General features: G+C 71.5%; 18 protein-coding genes and 1 pseudogene. 11 read left to right on the forward strand and 8 right to left on the reverse strand.

Annotated features, from left to right (window positions below; translation table 11 throughout):
• Nucleotides 1-365: 365 nt before the first annotated feature.
• The 7 genes and pseudogenes from D6270_RS09750 to D6270_RS09780 form a co-directional block, all read left to right on the forward strand.
• Entirely contained in the window at nt 366-1,442 is a 1,077-nt protein-coding gene (locus D6270_RS09750) for a class I SAM-dependent methyltransferase (protein ID WP_109165772.1), read from the forward strand.
• 72 nt (nt 1,443-1,514) lie between these two features.
• Nucleotides 1,515-3,221, forward strand: a complete 1,707-nt coding sequence (locus tag D6270_RS09755; protein WP_109165771.1) for a WD40 repeat domain-containing protein — start codon at nt 1,515-1,517, stop codon at nt 3,219-3,221.
• Nucleotides 3,221-4,426, forward strand: a complete 1,206-nt coding sequence (locus D6270_RS09760; RefSeq protein WP_225976813.1) for a glycosyltransferase family 2 protein — start codon at nt 3,221-3,223, stop codon at nt 4,424-4,426. Before D6270_RS09755 ends, D6270_RS09760 begins: the two co-directional genes overlap by 1 nt.
• Nucleotides 4,416-5,585, forward strand: a complete 1,170-nt coding sequence (locus tag D6270_RS09765) for a hypothetical protein (RefSeq protein ID WP_109167515.1) — start codon at nt 4,416-4,418, stop codon at nt 5,583-5,585. The genes D6270_RS09760 and D6270_RS09765 overlap by 11 nt, the downstream gene beginning before the upstream one ends.
• Nucleotides 5,582-6,454, forward strand: coding sequence for a PIG-L deacetylase family protein (locus tag D6270_RS09770; RefSeq protein WP_225976814.1), 873 nt, complete (start codon nt 5,582-5,584; stop codon nt 6,452-6,454). Before D6270_RS09765 ends, D6270_RS09770 begins: the two co-directional genes overlap by 4 nt.
• Nucleotides 6,451-7,110 (forward strand): GTP cyclohydrolase II, encoded by a 660-nt coding sequence (locus D6270_RS09775; RefSeq protein WP_109165770.1) that lies wholly within the window; start codon nt 6,451-6,453, stop codon nt 7,108-7,110. Before D6270_RS09770 ends, D6270_RS09775 begins: the two co-directional genes overlap by 4 nt.
• A pseudogene (locus D6270_RS09780) lies at nt 7,107-8,246 on the forward strand (MFS transporter); the annotation flags it as partial. The gene D6270_RS09775 and the pseudogene D6270_RS09780, both read left to right, overlap by 4 nt.
• A 151-nt stretch (nt 8,247-8,397) precedes the next feature.
• Here D6270_RS09780 and D6270_RS09785 read toward each other — a convergent pair.
• The 4 genes from D6270_RS09785 to D6270_RS09800 all read right to left on the reverse strand — a co-directional run bounded on the left by D6270_RS09785 (nt 8,398) and on the right by D6270_RS09800 (nt 11,401).
• Nucleotides 8,398-9,186 carry a formylglycine-generating enzyme family protein gene (locus D6270_RS09785; protein ID WP_109165768.1) on the reverse strand — a complete coding sequence of 263 codons (789 nt, stop codon included), beginning with the start codon at nt 9,184-9,186 and terminating at the stop codon, nt 8,398-8,400.
• Nucleotides 9,187-9,304: 118 nt separating this feature from the next.
• Entirely contained in the window at nt 9,305-9,526 is a 222-nt protein-coding gene (locus D6270_RS09790) for a DUF6243 family protein (protein ID WP_109165767.1), read from the reverse strand.
• Between the two features lie 175 nt (nt 9,527-9,701).
• The gene (locus tag D6270_RS09795; RefSeq protein ID WP_109165766.1) at nt 9,702-9,905 is read right to left on the reverse strand and encodes a hypothetical protein; all 204 of its coding nucleotides are present in this window, start codon (nt 9,903-9,905) and stop codon (nt 9,702-9,704) included.
• A 113-nt stretch (nt 9,906-10,018) separates the two neighbouring features.
• Nucleotides 10,019-11,401 carry a glycine--tRNA ligase gene (locus tag D6270_RS09800; protein WP_109165765.1) on the reverse strand — a complete coding sequence of 461 codons (1,383 nt, stop codon included), beginning with the start codon at nt 11,399-11,401 and terminating at the stop codon, nt 10,019-10,021.
• A gap of 177 nt (nt 11,402-11,578) precedes the next feature.
• On the opposite strand from D6270_RS09800, the gene D6270_RS09805 reads away from it, so the two are divergent.
• From D6270_RS09805 to D6270_RS09820, 4 genes are all read left to right on the forward strand, one after another.
• Complete coding sequence (locus tag D6270_RS09805) at nt 11,579-12,595, forward strand: metal ABC transporter substrate-binding protein (protein ID WP_109165764.1); 1,017 nt, start codon at nt 11,579-11,581, stop codon at nt 12,593-12,595.
• Nucleotides 12,596-12,631: 36 nt separating this feature from the next.
• A complete protein-coding gene (locus D6270_RS09810) occupies nt 12,632-13,453 on the forward strand; it encodes a metal ABC transporter ATP-binding protein (RefSeq protein ID WP_391039355.1) in 822 nt (273 codons plus the stop codon).
• Nucleotides 13,453-14,352 (forward strand): metal ABC transporter permease, encoded by a 900-nt coding sequence (locus D6270_RS09815; RefSeq protein WP_109165763.1) that lies wholly within the window; start codon nt 13,453-13,455, stop codon nt 14,350-14,352. Before D6270_RS09810 ends, D6270_RS09815 begins: the two co-directional genes overlap by 1 nt.
• A gap of 65 nt (nt 14,353-14,417) precedes the next feature.
• Nucleotides 14,418-14,852, forward strand: a complete 435-nt coding sequence (locus tag D6270_RS09820; RefSeq protein WP_030563397.1) for a Fur family transcriptional regulator — start codon at nt 14,418-14,420, stop codon at nt 14,850-14,852.
• Between the two features lie 62 nt (nt 14,853-14,914).
• Here the strand turns inward: D6270_RS09820 and D6270_RS09825 are convergent, their stop codons facing one another.
• The 4 genes from D6270_RS09825 to leuA all read right to left on the reverse strand — a co-directional run bounded on the left by D6270_RS09825 (nt 14,915) and on the right by leuA (nt 19,295).
• The gene (locus D6270_RS09825) at nt 14,915-15,733 is read right to left on the reverse strand and encodes an isoprenyl transferase (protein ID WP_109165762.1); all 819 of its coding nucleotides are present in this window, start codon (nt 15,731-15,733) and stop codon (nt 14,915-14,917) included.
• 70 nt (nt 15,734-15,803) lie between these two features.
• Complete coding sequence (gene recO, locus D6270_RS09830; protein ID WP_026241394.1) at nt 15,804-16,550, reverse strand: DNA repair protein RecO; 747 nt, start codon at nt 16,548-16,550, stop codon at nt 15,804-15,806.
• 57 nt (nt 16,551-16,607) lie between these two features.
• Nucleotides 16,608-17,312, reverse strand: coding sequence for a tellurite resistance TerB family protein (locus D6270_RS09835; RefSeq protein WP_109165761.1), 705 nt, complete (start codon nt 17,310-17,312; stop codon nt 16,608-16,610).
• Between the two features lie 204 nt (nt 17,313-17,516).
• Nucleotides 17,517-19,295 carry a 2-isopropylmalate synthase gene (gene leuA / locus D6270_RS09840; RefSeq protein ID WP_109167513.1) on the reverse strand — a complete coding sequence of 593 codons (1,779 nt, stop codon included), beginning with the start codon at nt 19,293-19,295 and terminating at the stop codon, nt 17,517-17,519.
• Nucleotides 19,296-19,393: the final 98 nt, after the last annotated feature.

Consider the following 19,393-nt stretch of genomic DNA (forward strand, 5'->3'; position numbering starts at 1 on the left):
GCCGCTGCGCGCCAGGTGGCCGGCGCCGGTCCGCGCGCAGCGGCACCAGGTGGCCAAAATCGCCCTGGCGAGTCCACGCCGCCCGTCAGCAACATGACAGATTGCGCTCGCAAGTCTTTTCAATCCGCGCCAACTTATTGAAAGAATGCTGCGATAAAACCTGCTCGGTGACCGGACACAGCCCGGCCCGGCCGGTGATCAAAGCGGCATGAATGCCTTGCCCTCCAGGACGGGGAGGGTGATCCCACTCTTTACTTCAAATCGGGATCATGCCTATAGTGCGTCTCCGAATCCCGCACGGGAAAACGGGGGTAGCTTTGCACGCCGTCATAGCTCATTCCGCGGCCGACGTCCTGAGTGAATTCATGAGCATTCTGGATTCACCGGAAGAGGAAGTGCGCGTCGTCCTGACCGGACACGGCGGCCGGGCATTCGGCCTCCCCCCGGAAGAGCTGGGCGCGCGGGTGGAGCGGCTCCTGCGAGAAGCCGGCCCCCTGGACGCGGACGGCACGCCCGACGCTCCGGACCTGACGGCCGCAACGGATCGCGGCAGCGTCCTGTGGGCGCACAACCCCGCCGACTGGCGGGCACCGCAGGCGCGTTCGGGGCTGCTGGCGGCCCGCTCGGCGGGCGGTCGCCCCGTACGGTACGCGGTCGGGCACGCGGGCCACTCGCAGTTCGCCGTCGACCGTGCGCACCCCCTCGACGCCCGGCTCCTGGGCGCGAAGCTGGACGCCCTCAACCGGCTGCCGCCGCGGCTGCTGACCGATGACGGGGAACAGCCGCGGGTCATCACCGCCACCGCCCCCTCCTGCGAGCAGTTCTTCACCCTCGGCGCCCAGCAGGCCGAGCACCTGTACTACCTGCTCTACGCGCCGCTCGGCCAGGTCGAGGTGCCGCCCGACCCCTGGGGGCTCGACACCTCGGCGTACGAGCGGGAGCGGCTCACGGCCACCTCCCACTGGGTGCGGGAGACGCTGGGCGGCACCGGGTTCACCGTCGTGGAGCCGGGCGCCTGCGAGGGGGCGCTGACGGCTTCGCTCCGCGAGCGGGGGCTCACGGTGATCCCGACCGAGCCCCACGACGAATTCCGGCGGCGGCTCTCCCGGCGCCTCGGCCACGCCGACGTCCGGGCGGACACGGTGGAGGAACTCGCCGGAGAACGGCACCTTCCCGCCGACGCCTACCTTCTCGCCGAAATATTCTACTACCTGGATGACATTTCGGTGGTCGACTCCCTTCCCACCGACCTGCTCCTGGTCACCTCCTCACCGGAATTCATCGAGAGTTCCGTGCGGCCCTGGTTCTCCGGGCCCGGGAAAGAGAAATGGCGACGGGACGGGGAACACACCCTCGTACCGCCGCGCATGGATTTCCTGGTGGAGGGCGTCGCTTATCAACGAAAAAGGGGAAGTGTCGGACTGGTCTACCGCCGTATCTGACCCCCTTTCTCCGGTACCACGTGTTCTTCCCCCGTACGAGCCCGCAAGCGCCCCACGAAGGGAACCACCACCGTGATCCGCCACTCCAGCCCGATCAGCGGCGTCGCCGCCCACGCGGACTCCTACGTCGCCACCGCCGGGTACGACAACCACGTCATCCTCTGGGACCAGCGCACCCGCGTCCCCCTCGCCCGGGTGGCCCACGATCACCTCGCCAACCAGTGCGCCTTCAGCCCGGACGGCAGATTCCTGGTGACCTCCTCCAGCGACTACAGCGCCCGCATCTGGTCGGTGCCCGACATGCGGCTGCGCGCGGTGCTCGGCCACCACGAGGACGACGTGGAGATGTCCGCCTTCCACCCCTCCGAGGAGAAGGTGGCCACCGCCTCCCGTGACCACCGCGTCCGGGTCTTCGACTTCTCCGGTGACCTCCTGCACGTCTTCAGCGGGCACACGGCGGACGTCATCTCCGTGGGCTGGAGCCATGACGGCGGGGAGATCATCAGCTCCAGCGACGACGGGACGATCAAGCGCTGGTCCCTGGAGACGGGGGGACTCGTCGAGGACCTGGACCTCGGCGGGGTGGAGACGGACACCGTCGCCATCGGCGGGAACGGCACGGTCTACGCCGGGAACGACGAAGGCGAGCTGATCGTCCTCCGGGACGGGGAACGGCACTACGTGCCCGCCCATGACGCCGGGATCAAGCGCGTGGTGCTGGGTGAGGAGCGCGGGCTGCTGATCAGCCTGAGCTACGACCGCACCATGCGGCTGTGGGACGTGTCCGCCCGGACGCCGCAGCTGCGCGACAGCGTCGCCCTGCCGCCCGTCGTCTGGCCGCGCACCTGTGCCTTCGCCGCGGGCTCCGAGATCGTCTTCGGCACCTTCGGCGACAGCTACCACCGCTACGACTTCGCCAAGGGGCTGTGGAGCGAGGACCCCGTCGCCCCCACCTGGGGCCTCAACGCCGTTGCCGTACAGCAGGGTTCGGTCTACACCATCGGGGACGCGGGCACGCTGTGGCGGGACGGCGAGGTGCACGCGCAGCCGGACAGCCTCTGCAACTTCCTCACCCCCGTCGGCTCCACGGTCATCACCGGCGGCCAGCTCGGGACCGTCTTCGACGCACTCACCGGAACCCCCGTCCACCAGCACCGATCCCCGCTGAACTGCGCGGCCGCGTTCGAGCGGGACGGCAGGCGCCATGTCGTGGTCGGGGCCTACACCGGCGAGGGCGTCGTCCTGGCGGAGTCGGCCGACGGCACCCTGGAGCACCTCCAGGACGTCCCCCTGCACTCCAACGCGGTCAAGGGCGTCGCGCTCTCCGGGGACCTGATCTTCTCGGTCTCGGCGGACGGCGGCGCGGCCTGGCACGAGACGGCAGGGCTGACCCGGGTGCACGCCCTGGCGGACGCGCACGGCATGATCGCCAACGGCTGCGTCGGGCTGGGCGGTGACGGCTGGTTCGCCAGCGTCTCGCGCGATCTCGTACTGCGCCTGTGGGGACCGGACTTCAGCCGCACCGAGGTGCCGACCCCGCACCGCCACTCCCTCAAGTGCGTCAGCGCCGACGACGCGGGCCGCCACATCGCCGTCGGCGCCTACAACGGACGCGTCACGGTCTGGGACCGGGAGACCGGCCGCTGGTCGGCCGATGTCCGCCCCACCACCTCGGGCGTCTCCTCCCTGGCGTACGACAGCGGTCGCGGCGTCTTCCTCGCCTCCTCCTACGACGGGGCGGTCCACGAGATCGCGCCGGACGCCACGCGGACCGCGTGATGACCGATCTGCTCGTACCGACACGGCCCCTGCACCCCTACGCGGTGCACGGAGTGCCGCCCGGCTGGCGGCCCACCCGCCGGCTGACCGTGCTGACGCCCCTCTACCGCGAGAGCGCCGCCACCTTCGAGCGCTCGGCGCGGGCGGTGGCCGCCCTGGACTACCCGGACGAACTGCTCCAGGTGCTCTGGCTCGTCGAGGCGGGCGGCGCCGGGGACGAGGACGCGGCGCGGGCGGACGCGGCGATGGCCGCGTACCGGCGGGCGGGGCTGGACTGGCGGCTGGTGCGGCTGCCGGAGATGAGCCCCAAGGGCGCGGCGCTGAACCACGCCTTCCCGTACGCCGGGGGCGAGGTGATCGCCGTCCTGGACGCCGACGTGGTCCCGGCGCCCGGTCAGGCGGCCGAGGCCGTGCTCGCCCTGGAGCGGGGCCACGCGCTCGTCCAGGCCGAGGAGATCAGCGAACCGGGGGCCGGGCTCGCCGCGCGCGCCAAGGCGGGCGAGGACGCGGTGTGGCACGCCTCGGTGCGCGGCCTCAAGCGGCTGGCCGGTGTCCATGTGGTGGCGGGCAGCTCCGTCTACGCCTGGGCCTCGACCTGGGACCTGGTGCGTCCGGTGCGCTCCGACGACGTGGAGGAGTCCTACCACTGGTCACTGGAGCTGATGGGGGCCGGAGTGGCGACCGGTTTCCTCGCCTCGGCCTCCCGGGTCAGCGCCACCGAGCGGCCGGCCGCCGCGCTGCGCCAGCGGGCCCGCTGGACCCGGGGCCAGTTGCGCGCGGTCGCCGTGAACTGGCGCGGGCTCCCGCCTCGGGGACGGCTGCTGGGTGCGGTCACGGTCGGCTCACTGGCGGTGCGGGCCGCGCTGCCGGTGGTCTGCGCGGGCGCCTTCGCCGTACGCGCCCTGCGCCCGGCGGCGCTGCTGCTGGTGCTGGCGGACACGGCCTGCGTCCTGGGGGCCCGCCGCGACGCGGACTACCGGCGGCGTACGGACACGGCCGGCTGGGTCCTGGTCGTGCCCTGGCACCTGCTGGGGTCCGTCGCCGTGTACCTGGCCCTGTACGAGTGGGCCAGGGGGCGGCGCGGCTGGCACAGCGTGCGGGACGACGGCGGCTCTCCGGCCCCGGTGCCCGTCGAGGACGCCGTCGGCCGGACCTCCGGTGCCACGGACCACCCCGCCCCCGGAGGAGGCCGTCGTGCCGACTGACAGCGTCACCTCCACGGCGGTGATCAGCGCGGCCGTGATGGCCCACCCGCGCCGGGCGGCGGAGGCGGCCCGGCTGGCCGACGCGCTGCCCGGGTGGGGCACCGAGGTGGTCGTCGATCCCGCGCCCGAGGCGGGGCCCGGAGCGCTGCGCACGGCGCGGGCCGCCTGGGCGGCGGTGGCACCGGACGCCACCCACCACGTGGTGCTCCAGGACGACGTGGTGCCGTGCCGGGACTTCGCGGCCCAGGTCGCCCACGCGGTGCGGGAGTTGCCCGACGCCCCGCTGGCCCTGTACGCCAACTGGAACTCCTGGAACGGGGCGGCCACCCGCGCGGCGGCCCTCCAGGGTGCCTCCTGGGTGCCCGCCGTACCCGGCGAGTGGACCCCCAGCCTGGCCCTCGTCCTGCCCCGGGCGGACGTGGAGGCCCTGCTGGCGGCCGTACCCCCGGATACCGCCGGTCCCGATCCGGACGACACCGTCCTGGCCCGCGAACTCGGGCGGCGCGGACGGCGGGTGCTGATCCCCGTACCGCACTGGGTGGAGCACGCGGACGGGGCCAGTCTCGTGGGCAACGACGTGTACGGACCCCGGCACTCGGCCTGCTTCGCCGATGACACGGACGGCGGGCCCGACCCGGCCGGAGGGGTGGCGGCGGCGCCGGACGTGCTCGTCCACCTGTTCAAGGGCCGCGTCCAGCTGGTCCTGGCCGCGGACGGCGGTATGCCGCGCCGGTCGTCGCGGGAGGAGTACCTGCGAGCGCTGGGGCTGGAGCACCGGGGCCTTCGCCGGTCCGCCCGCGCCGTGGCGGCTCTCCGCGCCCCGAGCCGCCTTCTGGAGGCCCTGTGCGAGGAGATCTGGTACGGCGCCTACCTGATGGCCCTGCACAGCCCGGCGGGCCGGGTGTCCGGCCCGCCGGACCGGATCCGGCTCTGCCTGCGCAGCCTGGTCCTCGGTGGCACCGCCGACCGCGCCGACCTGCGGTTGTGGGCCCTGCACCGGGTGAGCCCGCTGATCGCCCTGGCCGAGGACGGCCTGCGGTCCGGTTCGAAGGACCGGGAGACGTACGGACGACCCGCGCCCCTGCCGCCGGAGCGGCTCGCCGCCCTCCCCGACGCGGCGCTGATCTGGTCCCGTCCGCTGATGCTGGAGGAGCGATGACCGCAGACGCCGAAGAGGCGACGGCCACCGGCGCCGAGGGTGCGAGGGCCCCGGTCCTGGTGTTCTCGCCGCACGCCGACGACGCGGTGCTCTCCTGTTTCGGGGCCCTGCGGCCGGGCGGCGAGGCGGTCACCGTCTTCTCCGGGGTGCCCGAGGACCCCGCGTTCCTCGCCCCCTGGGACGAGCGCCTCGGAGCCCGTACGTCCCGGGAGTTCGCCCAGGAGCGGCTGCGCGAGGACGCGGCGGCCTACCGGGGCACGGGGACCGCGCTGGACGCCTGGGACCACCTGGACGGCCAGTACCGGCCGGGGCCGCCGGACACCGGGGCCCTGCGCCGTCGGATGCGGGAGCGGATCGGCCAGGCCGGGGAGGTGTGGCTGCCCGCCGCCGTCGGGGACCATCCCGACCACCTGGCCGTCCGCGACAGTGCCCTGGCGGCCTGCCGCGAACTCGCCGCCGCCGGACGGCCTCCCCGGGTGCGGCTCTACGCGGACTACCCCTACCAGCTCTTCGCGATGAGCAACCGCCACCGCGCCCACGGCACCTGGTCCACGTACACCTGGCACAACGAGGACCCGGCCGCCCTGACCGAGTGGTTCACTGAGCGCTTCCCCGGCAGCACGTCGGAGCAGGCCCGTCCCCGGCTCCACCGGCTCGCCGGGGAGACCGTCACCGCCAAGGAGCGCGCGGTCCGCTGCCACCGCACCCAGGTCCCCGAACTCGACCGCGAGACCTACGGAACACTGCTCGACCCCGCGAACCTGGGGCGCGAGTACGCCTGGGAACTGCCCTCCCACCTGTGGGAGCCGGTGCCCGTCGGCCCACCGCCCCCGAACACACCGCCCCGGCCCGGAGGAAGAGACACATGAACGGCACGACTCCGACGACCGCCGGACTCCGGGCGCCCCTGCCGCCCGGCACCATCCGCGCCGACGTATCCGTACCGGTGGAGACCGGGGCGGGCACGGTGACGGCACGGATGATGAGCTTCACCGGCCTCGTGGACGGCAGGGAGCACATCGCCCTGGTCTTCGGTGAGCGGCAGCGGGAGGTCCCGCTGGTGCGGGTGCACTCCGAGTGCCTGACCGGCGACGTCTTCGGCTCGGGGCGCTGCGACTGCGGGCCCCAGCTCCGGGAGGCCATCGACCTCCTCGCCGCCCACGGCGGAATCCTGCTCTACCTCCGCCAGGAGGGCCGGGGAATCGGCCTGTACAACAAACTGGACGCGTACATCCTCCAGGACGGCGGGCTGGACACCTTCGAGGCGAACCGGAAGCTGAACTTCGCCGACGATCTGCGGGACTACCGGCCCGCCGCCCAGATGCTGGCCGCGCTCTCCGTGGGCACCGTCCAACTGCTCACCAACAACCCGGACAAGGCACGGCAGTTGACCGATAACGGGATGGAGGTGCACTCCACCCGGACCACCGGCGCGTTCGTGAGCGGCAGCAACCGGAGCTATCTGGCGGCCAAACGGGAGGTCGCCGGCCACCGGATCGAACTGCCCGACGCGGAACGGGCGTGACGCCGGAGGAGAACGCCCCCCGCTCCAGGAAGGGCCGCCTGGCCGACCGCCTCGGGGTCCCGCGCCTGTCCGGCAACGGACGGATCGTCACCGCGACGGCGCTGGACTCCTTCGGCGTGGGGATGTTCATCCCGCTGAACTTCCTGTTCTTCCTGCTCACCACGGACCTGACGGTCCAGCAGGTGGGATACGGAACGAGTCTGGCGACGCTGCTGTCCCTGCCGGTGGCCCCGCTGGCCGGGATCGCCGTCGACCGCTGGGGCCCCAAGGCCTCCCTGGTGGCCAACAACCTCCTGTCGACCGTGGGCTACCTCTGCTACCTGCTCGTCGACAGCCAGGCATCGCTGGTCGCGGTGCTCTTCGTGGTGCTGTGCGCGGAACGTCTGTACTGGGTGTCGTGGCCCGCCTTCGTCGCCGACCTGGCCCAGGGGGAGGAACTCGACCGGTGGTACGCGTTCACCGCCGCGGGGAAGAATGCCAGCGTGGGCATCGGCGGTGCGGTCGGCGGCGCCCTGCTGGGCACCGGCTGGTCCGGGGCGGCCGTTCTGATCGTGGTGCTGAACGCGGGTACCAGCGCCCTCACCGCCCTGCTCTTCGCCTACCCGGGCCGCCGGGTGGGGACCGCCGCTCCCCGGCCCGCCGCCACGGCCCCGGAGGCGGCGGACGGCGCGGCGGGAGGGTGGCGGTCCCTGCTCGGCGACCGGACGGTGTTCGTGCTGATCGCGGCGCAGACGGCGTTCGTCTTCGCCTGGCTGATCCCCACCACGGTGCTGCCCGTCTATCTGGTGGCGGTGCGAGGGCTGCCGGCCTGGCTGCCCTCGACCGCGTTCACCCTGAACGCCCTGCTGATCGTGGTGGCGCAGTCCGCCCTGACCGCCCGGCTGGCCACGGTCCGGCGCAGCCGGGTGGTCGTCCGCAGCGCCGCCCTGATGCTCTGCACCCTGCTGCTCCTCGCGATCCTCCCGGCGGCGGGCGGTGCGGTGGGGGTGGCCCTGGTCTTCACGGCCGTCGCCCTGTTCACCTTCGGTCAGATGGCGGCGACCCCGGCGATGACAGCCGTCTCCGCGACCGTGGCGCCCCGCCAGGCCCGGGGCCGCTACCTCTCCGTCGTCAACCTCACCTGGACGGTGTCGGCCATCACCGGTCCGGCGCTCGTCGGGGCGCTGATCGAGGGTCACACCCTGCTGCTGTGGGCGGTGCTGGCCGTACTGACGGCACTGGGCGGGCTCGGGTACCACGTGGCGGGCCGCATGTCGCCGGAGCGCCTCGGCGCACCCCGCGCCCCGGTCACCGGGCCGGAGCCGCCGGCCGGAAGCCGACACCGACCGCCGCCAGATCCGCCTCGTACACCCCGTGCCGACGGGCGCAGCGGGCGAGGTCCCGGTCGTGGCGGAACGAGCCGCCCCGGGTGATGTGCCGGTCGAAGGCCCAGTCCTCGGTCTCCGGGACCCCGGCCGGCGCGCCGGGGTAGGGGGCGTAGAGGGTGGAGGTCCACTCGTCGGCGTTGCCCGCCAGGTCCAGCACCCCGAAGGGGCCGGCTCCTTCGGGGAAGGCACCGACCGGCGTGGTGGTGCCGAGACCGAGGTCCACGAGGTTGGCCAGTCCGGTGCGGTACTCGTCACCCCACGGGAACTCCCGCCCGTCGTCCCCCCGTGCGGCGCGCTCCCACTCGGTCTCGGTCGGCAGCCGGAGACCGGGCTCACCGGTCCGCTCCCCCAGCCAACGGCAGTACGCCACCGCCTCGTCGTGGCCCACCCCGGTCACGGGGTGGTCGGCGGGGGCACCGGACGGCTCCGGCCGGCCGGTCTCCCGCGCGAACGGCCGCCACTGCCCGACCGTGACGAGGGTGCGGGCGATCCGGAAGGCGTCCACCCGGACCCGGGTGCGCGGGGCCTCCTTGCGGTACCAGTCCTCAGGAACCCCGGTGGCGGCGTAGCGGCGGGCCACCTCCGCCACCTCGTCCGCCGGGGTGCCACGCCACAGGTCCCCCGCGGGTACGTCGACCCAGTCCACCGGCTCCAGAGGCGCGCCCACCCCGTCACCCCGGTCCACGTCGTCCCGATCGGTTCGCTCCATGTGCACAACTTCCTTCCGAAGAACGCCCGTTCGGGCCAGGCTAGGGGAAACGGAGGTGGGCCCGGATCGTGGATGATCCGGGCCCACCGTCGTTCGGCTACCGCTCGGGCTTCAGGCGTCAGCCCTGCGCGGGCGGCGTGTCCTGCTCGCCCGGCTCGGCGGCGGTCGTGGCCGCCTGCGCCTCGGCGCGCTCGCGCATCTTGCGCACCAGCTCCTGCTTCTTGTCCTCGGCGGCCTTGCGGTCGGCGCCTCGCGCGGAACCCGCGCCCTGCTGGTCGGCGCGGGACAGCTTCTTTCGCTGCCCTCCGACGCCGAGGAGGTTGTTGCGGCTCTTGGCCACGGTGTTCTCCCATTCGTGGTGATGAGAAGTGAGTCAGGAAAGGTCGAAGGGGCCGGTCACGCCGGACCCGTGGCGGCGGGGTCGGACTCACCCGCCGCGCTCTCACTCGTAGATCTGGAAGAACGAAGACATGCCGGAACGGTAGCCCGCTCCCGGAGCACCCCGCACCAGGTTTTCAGGCGGTCGGGTCGACCGTGGCCTGGTGGGCCTCGGTCAGGTGCTCCTGGGCCTTCAGCCAGGGAAGGAACTGGGCCGAGAGGCGCCAGCCGCAGGTGGCACACGTCAGCTCGCGCGCGATGCCCGACTTCCTCACCCGCACGACGTGTTCACGGCCGTGCTGGTCCCATCTGGTGACCTTGCTGCTGGTGATCGACGGCATCGCGAACCTCCCGGGACGGCGGCGGGGGCTCCGGTGGACCGTACGACGAAGCCCCCGGTTCCGTACCCGGAACCGGGGGCCTCACGCGCCTACGGGCGCACGTACGGGAGTTGTCAGCAGCCGATCAGACGGGCGCCGAGGTACGCCTGGATCTGGTCCAGGGAGACGCGCTCCTGCTTCATCGTGTCGCGCTCGCGCACGGTCACCGCGTTGTCGTCCAGGGTGTCGAAGTCGACGGTGACGCAGAACGGGGTGCCGATCTCGTCCTGGCGGCGGTAGCGGCGGCCGATGGCGCCCGCGTCGTCGAACTCGATGTTCCAGTTCTTGCGCAGATCGGTCGCCAGGGCCTTGGCCTTCGGCGAGAGCTGCGGGTTGCGGGAGAGCGGCAGGACCGCGACCTTGACCGGCGCCAGGCGCGGGTCGAGGCGCATCACGGTGCGCTTCTCCATGACGCCCTTGGCGTTGGGCGCCTCGTCCTCGACGTAGGCGTCCAGCAGGAACGCCAGCATCGCGCGGCCGACACCGGCCGCGGGCTCGATGACGTACGGCGTCCAGCGCTCGCCGGCCTCCTGGTCGTAGTACTGGAGGTCGGTGCCCGAGGCCTTGGAGTGCGCCTTGAGGTCGTAGTCGGTGCGGTTGGCCACACCCTCCAGCTCGCCCCACTCGCTGCCGCCGAAGCTGAAGCGGTACTCGATGTCCGCGGTGCGCTTGGAGTAGTGGGAGAGCTTCTCCTGCGGGTGCTCGAACCAGCGCATGTTCTCCTCGCGCAGGCCGAGCTCGGTGTACCAGTTCCAGCGCTGGTCCATCCAGTACTGCTGCCACTCCTCGTCCTCGCCCGGCTTGACGAAGAACTCCATCTCCATCTGCTCGAACTCACGGGTCCGGAAGATGAAGTTGCCCGGAGTGATCTCGTTCCGGAAGGACTTGCCCATCTGCGCGATGCCGAACGGCGGCTTCTTGCGGGAAGTCTGCTGCACCTGGCCGAAGTTGGTGAAGATGCCCTGGGCGGTCTCGGGGCGCAGGTAGGCGACCGAGCCGGAGTCCTGGGTCGGGCCGAGGTGGGTGGAGAGCAGACCCGAGAACTGCTTGGGCTCGGTGAAGGTGCCCTTGTTGCCGCAGTTGGGGCAGTTGAGATCGGCGAGACCGTTGACCGGCGCCTTGCCGTGCTTCTCCTCGTACGCCTCCTCCAGGTGGTCGGCGCGGTAGCGCTTGTGACAGGAGGTGCACTCGGTCAGCGGGTCCGAGAAGGTGGCGACGTGGCCCGAGGCGACCCAGACGTCCGGGGCCAGGACGACCGACGAGTCGAGACCGACCACGTCCTCGCGCGAGGTGACCATGTAGCGCCACCACTGACGCTTCAGGTTCTCCTTCATCTCGACACCCAGCGGTCCGTAGTCCCAGGCGGCGCGCTGGCCACCGTAGATCTCACTGCAGGGGTAGACGAAGCCACGGCGCTTGCTCAGGCTGACGATGGTGTCGATCTTGTCGGCGGCCACGGTGCTCTCTTCATACGACGATGACGAACGGCGAAGGGCTCAGGTTACCGGCGCGCACACCCCGTGCATCAAATCGGCAGAAGGGTGCACGCGACCTCGTACCGCCACCTCGTGATCTTCCGGGCATCTCATCAGCCTTGTTGACAATCGTTTCCACTTTTGTTGAAAATGACTGTCATGAACGTACGCCGCCTCATACCCATCACCGCCGTCGCCGGAGCAGTCGTCCTCGGTCTGACCGCTCTCTCGGCCTGCTCCACCTCCGACGCGGCGGACGGGGGCAACGGCGACAAGCTGAAGGTGACCGCGTCCTTCTACCCGATGCAGTTCCTGGCCGAGCGGATCGGCGGCGAGCACGTCGCCGTCACCAGCCTCACCAAGCCGGGCGTGGAGCCGCACGACCTGGAGCTCACCCCCCGCCAGATCGGCTCCATCAGCGAGTCCGACTACGTGCTGTACCTCAAGGGCGTCCAGCCCGCCGTGGACGACGCGATCAAGCAGTCCGGCGTGAAGAACACCGTCGACGCCGCGACCCTCACCACGCTGGAGAACCACGGCGCCGAGGTCAGCGGCCACGGCCATGAGCACGAGGACGAGCACGGCCACGAGGGCGAGGAAGAGGCCCACGAGGAGCACGCCGAGGGCGACGGCCACAACCACGGCGAGGAGGGCGGCGCCGACCCCCACATCTGGCTGGACCCGGTGAAGTACGCCGAGGTCGCCAAGGGTGTCGGCAAGTCGCTGGAGAAGGCCGACCCCGACCACGCCGCCGACTACAAGAAGAACACCGAGGCCCTCGTCGGCGAGCTGGACAAGCTGAACACGGCGTACGGGACCGGGCTGAAGAACACCGCCACCACGACCTTCATCACCACCCACTCCGCCTTCGGCTACCTCGCCGAGCGCTACGGGCTCACCCAGCAGGGCATCGCGGGCATCGACCCCGAGGCCGAGCCGACCCCCGCGCGCATCCAGGAGCTGCACACCATCGCGGAGAAGGAGAAGGCCACCACGGTCTTCTTCGAGACGCTCGCCAGCGACAAGACCGCGAAGACCCTCGCGAAGGACACCGGGCTCAGGACCGACGTCCTGGACCCGCTGGAGGGAATCACGAAGAAGTCCCAGGGCGCTGACTACATCGAGGTCATGGAGTCCAACCTCGTCGCGCTGAGGAAGGCACTCGGCGCGAAGTGACCCGCACCACTTGTGACGTACGGATCGGAGGCGCTCGTGCCGGAGCGTGAGAGCACCACCCGCGAGCCCGTGGGCACCACCGGCGGGCCCGGGGGTACCCGTGAACCCGTGGTCAGCCTGCGCGGCGCCACGGCCACCCTCGGCGCGCGCCCCGTGCTGCGCGGGGTGGACCTCACCGTGCACCGCGGCGAGGTCGTCGCCCTGCTCGGCGCCAACGGTTCCGGCAAGTCCACCGCCGTACGGTCCGCCATCGGCCAGGTCCCGCTGACCGGCGGCACCGTCGAACTGTTCGGCACCGAGCTGCGGCGCTTCCGCCAGTGGGGCCGGATCGGTTACGTGCCCCAGCGCACCACGGCCGCCGGCGGGGTGCCCGCCACCATCCGCGAGGTCGTCGCCTCGGGCCGGCTGGCCCGTACCCGGCTGCGGTGGCCCGGGAAGGCGGACCGGGCGGCCGTGGACCGGGCCATCGACCTGGTGGGCCTGTCCGACCGCGCCAAGGACTCCGTGAGCGCCCTGTCCGGCGGCCAGCACCAGCGGGTGCTGATCGCCCGCGCCCTGGCCGCCGAGCCGGAACTGCTGATCATGGACGAGCCGATGGCCGGGGTGGACCTGGCCAGCCAGGAGATCCTGGCGGCGACCCTGCGCGAGCAGGTGGCCCTGAACACCTCGGTGCTCCTCGTGCTGCACGAGCTGGGCCCGCTGGAGCCGCTGATCGACCGGGCCGTGGTCCTGCGCGACGGCTGTGTGACGCACGACGGGACGCCGCCGGAGGCGCTCGGCCAGCACGCGCTGCCCGGCCACGACCACGTACACCCCCACGCGGCCGCCGAGCCCGTACGGACGGGACTGCTGACCTGATGTTCCTCGAATTCCTGAACCCTCCCTTCATGCAGCGGGCGCTCATCGCGGCCGTCCTGGTCGGCATCACCGCGCCCGCCATCGGCATCTACCTGGTGCAGCGCCGCCAGGCCCTGATGGGCGACGGCATCGGGCACATCGCGATGACCGGTGTCGGCCTCGGCTTCCTGCTCTCCACCAGCCCCGTCTGGATGGCCACGGCCGTCGCGGTGGCCGGTGCGGTCGTCATGGAGCTGATCCGCTGGTACGGGCACACGCGCGGCGACCTCGCCCTGGCGATGCTCTTCTACGGGGGCATGGCGGGCGGCGTCATGCTGATCAACCTCTCCGACACGGGGTCGAACGCCAACCTGACCTCGTACCTCTTCGGCTCGCTCTCCACCGTCTCCCAGTCCGACGTCATCGCGATCTGCGTGCTGGCGGCCTTCGTGGTGCTGGTCACCGTGGGGCTGCGGCGGCAGCTGTTCGCGGTCAGCCAGGACGAGGAGTTCGCCCGGGTCACCGGGCTGCCGGTGCGGGTGCTTAACCTGCTGGTCGCGGTGACCGCCGCCGTGACGGTGACCGTCGCGATGCGGGTCGTCGGGCTGCTGCTGGTCAGCGCGCTGATGGTGGTGCCGGTGGCGGCCGCCCAGCAGATCACCAAGTCCTTCAAGGTGACGTTCGTGCTCTCCGTGGTGATCGGCACGGCCGTGACCCTGACCGGCACCGTGACCTCGTACTACCAGGACGTCCCGCCGGGCGCGACGATCGTGCTGCTGGCCATCGCGGTGTTCGTCGCGCTGACCGCGCTCGCCGCTCCGCTCGCCCGGCGCCGGGCCCGGGCGAGCGAGGCGAAGGGGGCCGAGTGCACCCTGGAGGTACCGGGAGCCCGCCGGTCCTCGGGTGACGTGCGCGTTTGAGTGCGGCGCCCGGGCGGGCTGGCACAATGGCCCGACACATGTACGGGCGACACGAGGAGGCACCTGTGGCCACGGCGCCGATCAGTGGCACGAACGCAGCGCCGGTACGCGGCCGGTCCACCCGGCAGCGGGCGGCGGTGGCGGCGGCCCTCGACGAGGTGGACGAGTTCCGCAGCGCCCAGGAGCTGCACGACGTTCTCAAGCACCGCGGCGACTCCGTAGGCCTGACCACGGTCTACCGGACCCTTCAGTCCCTCGCGGACGCGGGTGAGGTCGACGTCCTGCGCACCACCGAGGGCGAGGCCGTCTACCGGCGGTGCTCCACCGGTGACCATCACCACCACCTGGTCTGCCGGCTCTGCGGCAAGGCGGTGGAGGTCGAGGGGCCCGCGGTCGAACAGTGGGCCGAGATGATCGCCGCCCAGCACGGCTATGTGAACGTCGCGCACACCGTCGAGATCTTCGGCACGTGTGCGGAGTGCGCCGCGAGCAAGAAGTAGGCGCGCGAACGTAAGGAGGAGGGCCCCTGTACGCGTACAGGGGCCCTCCTCCGCGTTCTACGTCACTTCTCCGCGGCCTCCACCGCTTCCGCCCCGCCGAAGCGGCGGTCGCGCTGGGCGTACTCCAGGCAGGCCCGCCACAGGTCCCGACGGTCGAAATCCGGCCACAGGACGTCCTGGAAGACCATCTCGGCGTACGCGCTCTGCCAGATCAGGTAGTTCGAGGTGCGCTGCTCGCCGCTGGGACGCACGAAGAGGTCCACGTCCGGCATGTCCGGGTAGTACATGTACTTCGCGACGGTCTTCTCGTTCACCTTGGACGGGTCGAGCTTGCCGGCCGCCACATCCCGGGCGATGGCCTGCGCGGCATCCGCGATCTCGGCGCGGCCGCCGTAGTTGACGCAGAAGTACAGCGTCATCCTGTCGTTGTCCTTGGTCTGCTCCTGGGCGACCTGGAGCTCCTGGACGACGGACTTCCACAGCTTGGGCATACGGCCCACCCAGCGGATCCGGATACCGAGCTCGTCCATCTCGTCGCGGCGGCGGCGGATCACGTCGCGGTTGAAGTTCATCAGGAACTTCACCTCGTCCGGCGAGCGCTTCCAGTTCTCCGTGGAGAAGGCGTAGAGCGAGAGGTTCTTGACGCCCATCTCGATGCACCCCTTGAGAACGTCCATCACGACGCCCTCACCGACCTTGTGGCCCTCGGTGCGGGGCAGACCCCGCTCCTTGGCCCAGCGGCCGTTCCCGTCCATCACGACGGCGACGTGCTGGGGCACCAGCTCACCGGGGATCTTCGGGGGCGTCGCGCCCGAGGGGTGCGGCTCGGGGGTCTTGTAGGTGCGCCGGTTACGGCCGCCGAGGATCCCGCGTACTGCCATGAGGTTCTCAGTCTCCCTGTGTCACTTCTCTACGAACCGCGTCACCGCTCGACGTGCTCCGGGGCCCGCGTCACTTCTCCACGTACCGCAGCGAGCGCAGGCCGCGCTCCAGATGCCAGTGCAGATAGGCGGACACCAGCCCGCTCCCCTCCCTGACATGACGCGCCTCGCACGCGTCCGCCGTCGCCCAGTCGCCGCTGAGCAGCGCGCTCAGCAGTTCGAGTGCCTGTGCCGAGGGTACGACGCTGCCGGGGACCCGGCAGTCACCGCATATGACGCCCCCCGCCGCGACGGAGAAGAACCGGTTGGGACCCGGCATCCCGCACTTGGCGCAGTCCTCGAAGCTGGGCGCGTACCCGTTCACCGCGAGCGAGCGCAGCAGGAACGCGTCCAGGATCAGATGGGGCGCGTGCTCGCCCCGGGCTAGAGTGCGCAGACCGCCGACGAGGAGCAGGTACTGCTGGACGGCCGGTTCGCCCTCGTGGTCGGTGAACCGCTCGGCGGTCTCCAGCATCGCGGTGCCCGCCGTGTAGCGGGCGTAGTCGGCGACGATCCCGCCGCCGTACGGGGCGATGGTCTCGCTCTGGGTGCAGAGCGGCAGGCCGCGGCCGATCAGCTCGCTGCCGCGCGCGAAGAACTGCACGTCGACATGGGAGAAGGGCTCCAGCCGGGCACCGAACTTGGACTTGGTGCGGCGGACCCCCCGGGCGACAGCCCGGACCCGGCCGTGGCCGCGGGTCAGGATCGTGATGATCCGGTCGGCCTCGCCCAGTTTCTGCGTACGCAGCACGACGCCGTCGTCCCGGAACAAGCTCATGGGGCCATTGTCGCGCACCCCCGGACGCCTGTACGCCCTGTACGTCGCCAGGAGGCGCTAGGAGGGCGTGCGGGCGGCTGCGGCGAGCAGGCGGGCGGTGTCGTCGGCCGGGAGCAGCAGGGCGCCGCCCACCGCCGTCAGGACCTCGCGCTCGGCCGGGCTGTAGGGGCCGTCGGCGAGCGCGATCCTGGCGCCCTGGAGGAGGACCGACTCGCGGCCGGGGGTGACCAGGTGCGGGGCGAGCGGGGCCAGCACCTCGTGCAGCTCGATGGCGAGGGTCGGGCCGCACGCCTCGGCCGCCGGGTCGGCCCCGGAGCCGTAGCCGGTGTCGGCGGCGAGCACCTCCACCACCGTGTACAGCTGCTCCTGGGTGCAGTCGTCGAGTCCGGCGTCCCGGACGATCCCGACCGCGGTGTCCAGGACCGTGCGGGAGGTGGTCCCGCCGGCCGCTAGGACGGCCAGGGTGACGGTGTGGACGGCCTCCCGGAGCATCGAGGAGAACCGGGTGGTGGTGGGGTGGTCCAGGGCGTCAGGGGCGAAGCGGGCACGGCAGGCGGCGCACTCCACGACGGGCCCGGTCTCGCCCCGGCGGGCCAGCGGGATGCCGAGGACGGTGAGCCGGCGACGGCCGGTCAGGCGGCGGTAGTTGCGGTCGCCGCCGCAGCCGGGGCAGAAGAAGGCGCCGTCGCCGACGGCGTCCCAGACCGTGCGGATGCCGCAGAAGACCGGCCTCAGAGCGCGTTGTCCTTTGGCTGACCGCACGTCGCACACCTCCGTAACGCTCCGGCAACATTGCCGTGTGTTGGACGTGATGTTAGCCACATGCGCCAGGTCGCGTCAGTAGCCCGGAGGCCACAACCCTAGGAATATGGCCGAACCCCGACCGTCCGGAGCGGGCGATCGGGGTTCGGGGACTGCTGCCGTACGGGGCGAAGCGGACGTCCGTACGAGGGGCGTCCGGCCGGATCAGCGCGAGGCGCGGTTGACCGCGGAGACGACCGCCTTGAGCGAGGCGCGGGTGGTGTTGGCGTCGATGCCGATGCCCCACAGCACCTTGCCGTCGATCGCGCACTCGATGTACGAGGCGGCCTGGGCGCTGGCCCCCTCGCTCATCGTGTGCTCGGTGTAGTCCAGCAGCCGGGCGTCGATGCCGGTGGCCTGCAGCGCTTCGAAGAACGCCGAGATCGGGCCGTTGCCCGTACCGGTCAGGACGGTGTCCACACCGTCCACGGTGGCCTCGACGGTCAGGGTGTCCCGGCCGTCGGTGTCCGTCGTGGTCTGGCCGGAGCGCAGCTGGATTCGGCCCCACGCGTTCTCGGCGTTCGGCAGGTACTCGTCCTGGAAGGTGGACCAGATCTGCGTCGGCGTCACCTCGCCGCCCTCGGCGTCGGTCTTGGCCTGAATGATCCGGGAGAACTCGATCTGCATCCGGCGCGGCAGGTCCAGCTTGTGGTCGTTCTTCAGGACGTACGCGATACCGCCCTTGCCGGACTGCGAGTTGACCCGGATGACGGCCTCGTAGGAGCGGCCGACGTCCTTCGGGTCGATCGGCAGGTACGGCACGGCCCACTCGATCTCGTCGACCGTCCTCCCCTGGGCCGCCGCGTCCTTCTCCATCGCGTCGAAGCCCTTCTTGATGGCGTCCTGGTGGGAGCCGGAGAAGGCGGTGTAGACCAGGTCGCCCGCGTAGGGGTGGCGCGGGTGGATCTCCATCTGGTTGCAGTACTCGCTGGTGCGGCGGATCTCGTCGATCTGCGAGAAGTCGATCTGCGGGTCCACCCCCTGCGAGAACAGGTTCATCCCCAGGGTCACCAGGTCGACGTTGCCCGTGCGCTCGCCCTGGCCGAACAGGCAGCCCTCGATGCGGTCGGCCCCGGCCATGATCGCCAGCTCGGCCGCCGCCACCGCCGTACCCCGGTCGTTGTGCGGGTGGACCGACAGGCAGACGTGCTCGCGGCGGGTCAGGTTGCGCGACATCCACTCGAAGCGGTCCGCGTGGGTGGAGGGCGTCGAACGCTCCACGGTGGCGGGCAGGTTGAGGATGATCTCGCGGCCCTCCTCGGGCTGCCAGACGTCACAGACCGCCTCGCAGACCTCCAGGGCGAAGTCCAGCTCGGTGTCGGTGAAGATCTCCGGGCTGTACTGGTAGCCGAAGATCGTCTCGGGGCCCAGGATCTTCTCGGCGTACTCCATGACCAGCCGCGTACCGTCCACCGCGATCTGCTTGACCTGCTCGCGCGAGCCCCTGAAGACGACGCGGCGGAAGGTGGGGGCGGTCGCGTTGTACAGGTGGACGGTGGCCCGGCGGGCGCCGGCCAGCGACTCCACGGTCCGCTCGATCAGCTCCTCGCGGGCCTGCGTCAGGACGGAGATCGTCACGTCCTCGGGGATCGCGCCCTCTTCGATGATGGAGCGGACGAAGGCGAAGTCGGTCTCGCCGGAGGACGGGAAGCCGACCTCGATCTCCTTGTAGCCCATGCGTACGAGCAGGTCGAACATCTCGCGCTTGCGGGCGGGGCTCATCGGGTCGATCAGCGCCTGGTTGCCGTCGCGCAGATCGGTGGACAGCCAGCGGGGCGCCACGGTGATCCGGTTGTCCGGCCAGGTGCGGTCGGCGATGTCCACGGCCTCGTAACCGCGGTACTTGTGGACCGGCATCCCGGACGGCTTCTGGAGCTGCGTCGCGTTGGTGATGGGGGTGGGGCGGCCGACGGCGTTGCTCGCGGGGTTCACAGGGGTGGTCATGGCGTAGGGCTCCTCGGGGTCCGACATGGGGTCGGCCGACGGTGTCGCTGCAGCACCAGACTCCGCGGGGAGGGGGTCGGCCTACGACTACAGGCCCT

Origin of the sequence: Streptomyces griseus subsp. griseus, from assembly GCF_003610995.1 — a bacterium.
Lineage (GTDB): Bacteria > Actinomycetota > Actinomycetes > Streptomycetales > Streptomycetaceae > Streptomyces.

What these genes read in the sequence shown, in the direction of transcription:
- D6270_RS09795 (WP_109165766.1), bottom strand. Translation starts at nt 9,905, where the DNA reads ATGCCGTCGATCACCAGCAGCAAGGTCACCAGATGGGACCAGCACGGC.
- D6270_RS09770 (WP_225976814.1), top strand. Translation starts at nt 5,582, where the DNA reads ATGACCGCAGACGCCGAAGAGGCGACGGCCACCGGCGCCGAGGGTGCG.
- D6270_RS09805 (WP_109165764.1), top strand. Translation starts at nt 11,579, where the DNA reads ATGAACGTACGCCGCCTCATACCCATCACCGCCGTCGCCGGAGCAGTC.
- D6270_RS09815 (WP_109165763.1), top strand. Translation starts at nt 13,453, where the DNA reads ATGTTCCTCGAATTCCTGAACCCTCCCTTCATGCAGCGGGCGCTCATC.
- D6270_RS09775 (WP_109165770.1), top strand. Translation starts at nt 6,451, where the DNA reads ATGAACGGCACGACTCCGACGACCGCCGGACTCCGGGCGCCCCTGCCG.
- recO (WP_026241394.1), bottom strand. Translation starts at nt 16,550, where the DNA reads ATGAGCTTGTTCCGGGACGACGGCGTCGTGCTGCGTACGCAGAAACTG.
- D6270_RS09760 (WP_225976813.1), top strand. Translation starts at nt 3,221, where the DNA reads ATGACCGATCTGCTCGTACCGACACGGCCCCTGCACCCCTACGCGGTG.
- D6270_RS09785 (WP_109165768.1), bottom strand. Translation starts at nt 9,186, where the DNA reads ATGGAGCGAACCGATCGGGACGACGTGGACCGGGGTGACGGGGTGGGC.
- D6270_RS09750 (WP_109165772.1), top strand. Translation starts at nt 366, where the DNA reads ATGAGCATTCTGGATTCACCGGAAGAGGAAGTGCGCGTCGTCCTGACC.
- leuA (WP_109167513.1), bottom strand. Translation starts at nt 19,295, where the DNA reads ATGACCACCCCTGTGAACCCCGCGAGCAACGCCGTCGGCCGCCCCACC.
- D6270_RS09825 (WP_109165762.1), bottom strand. Translation starts at nt 15,733, where the DNA reads ATGGCAGTACGCGGGATCCTCGGCGGCCGTAACCGGCGCACCTACAAG.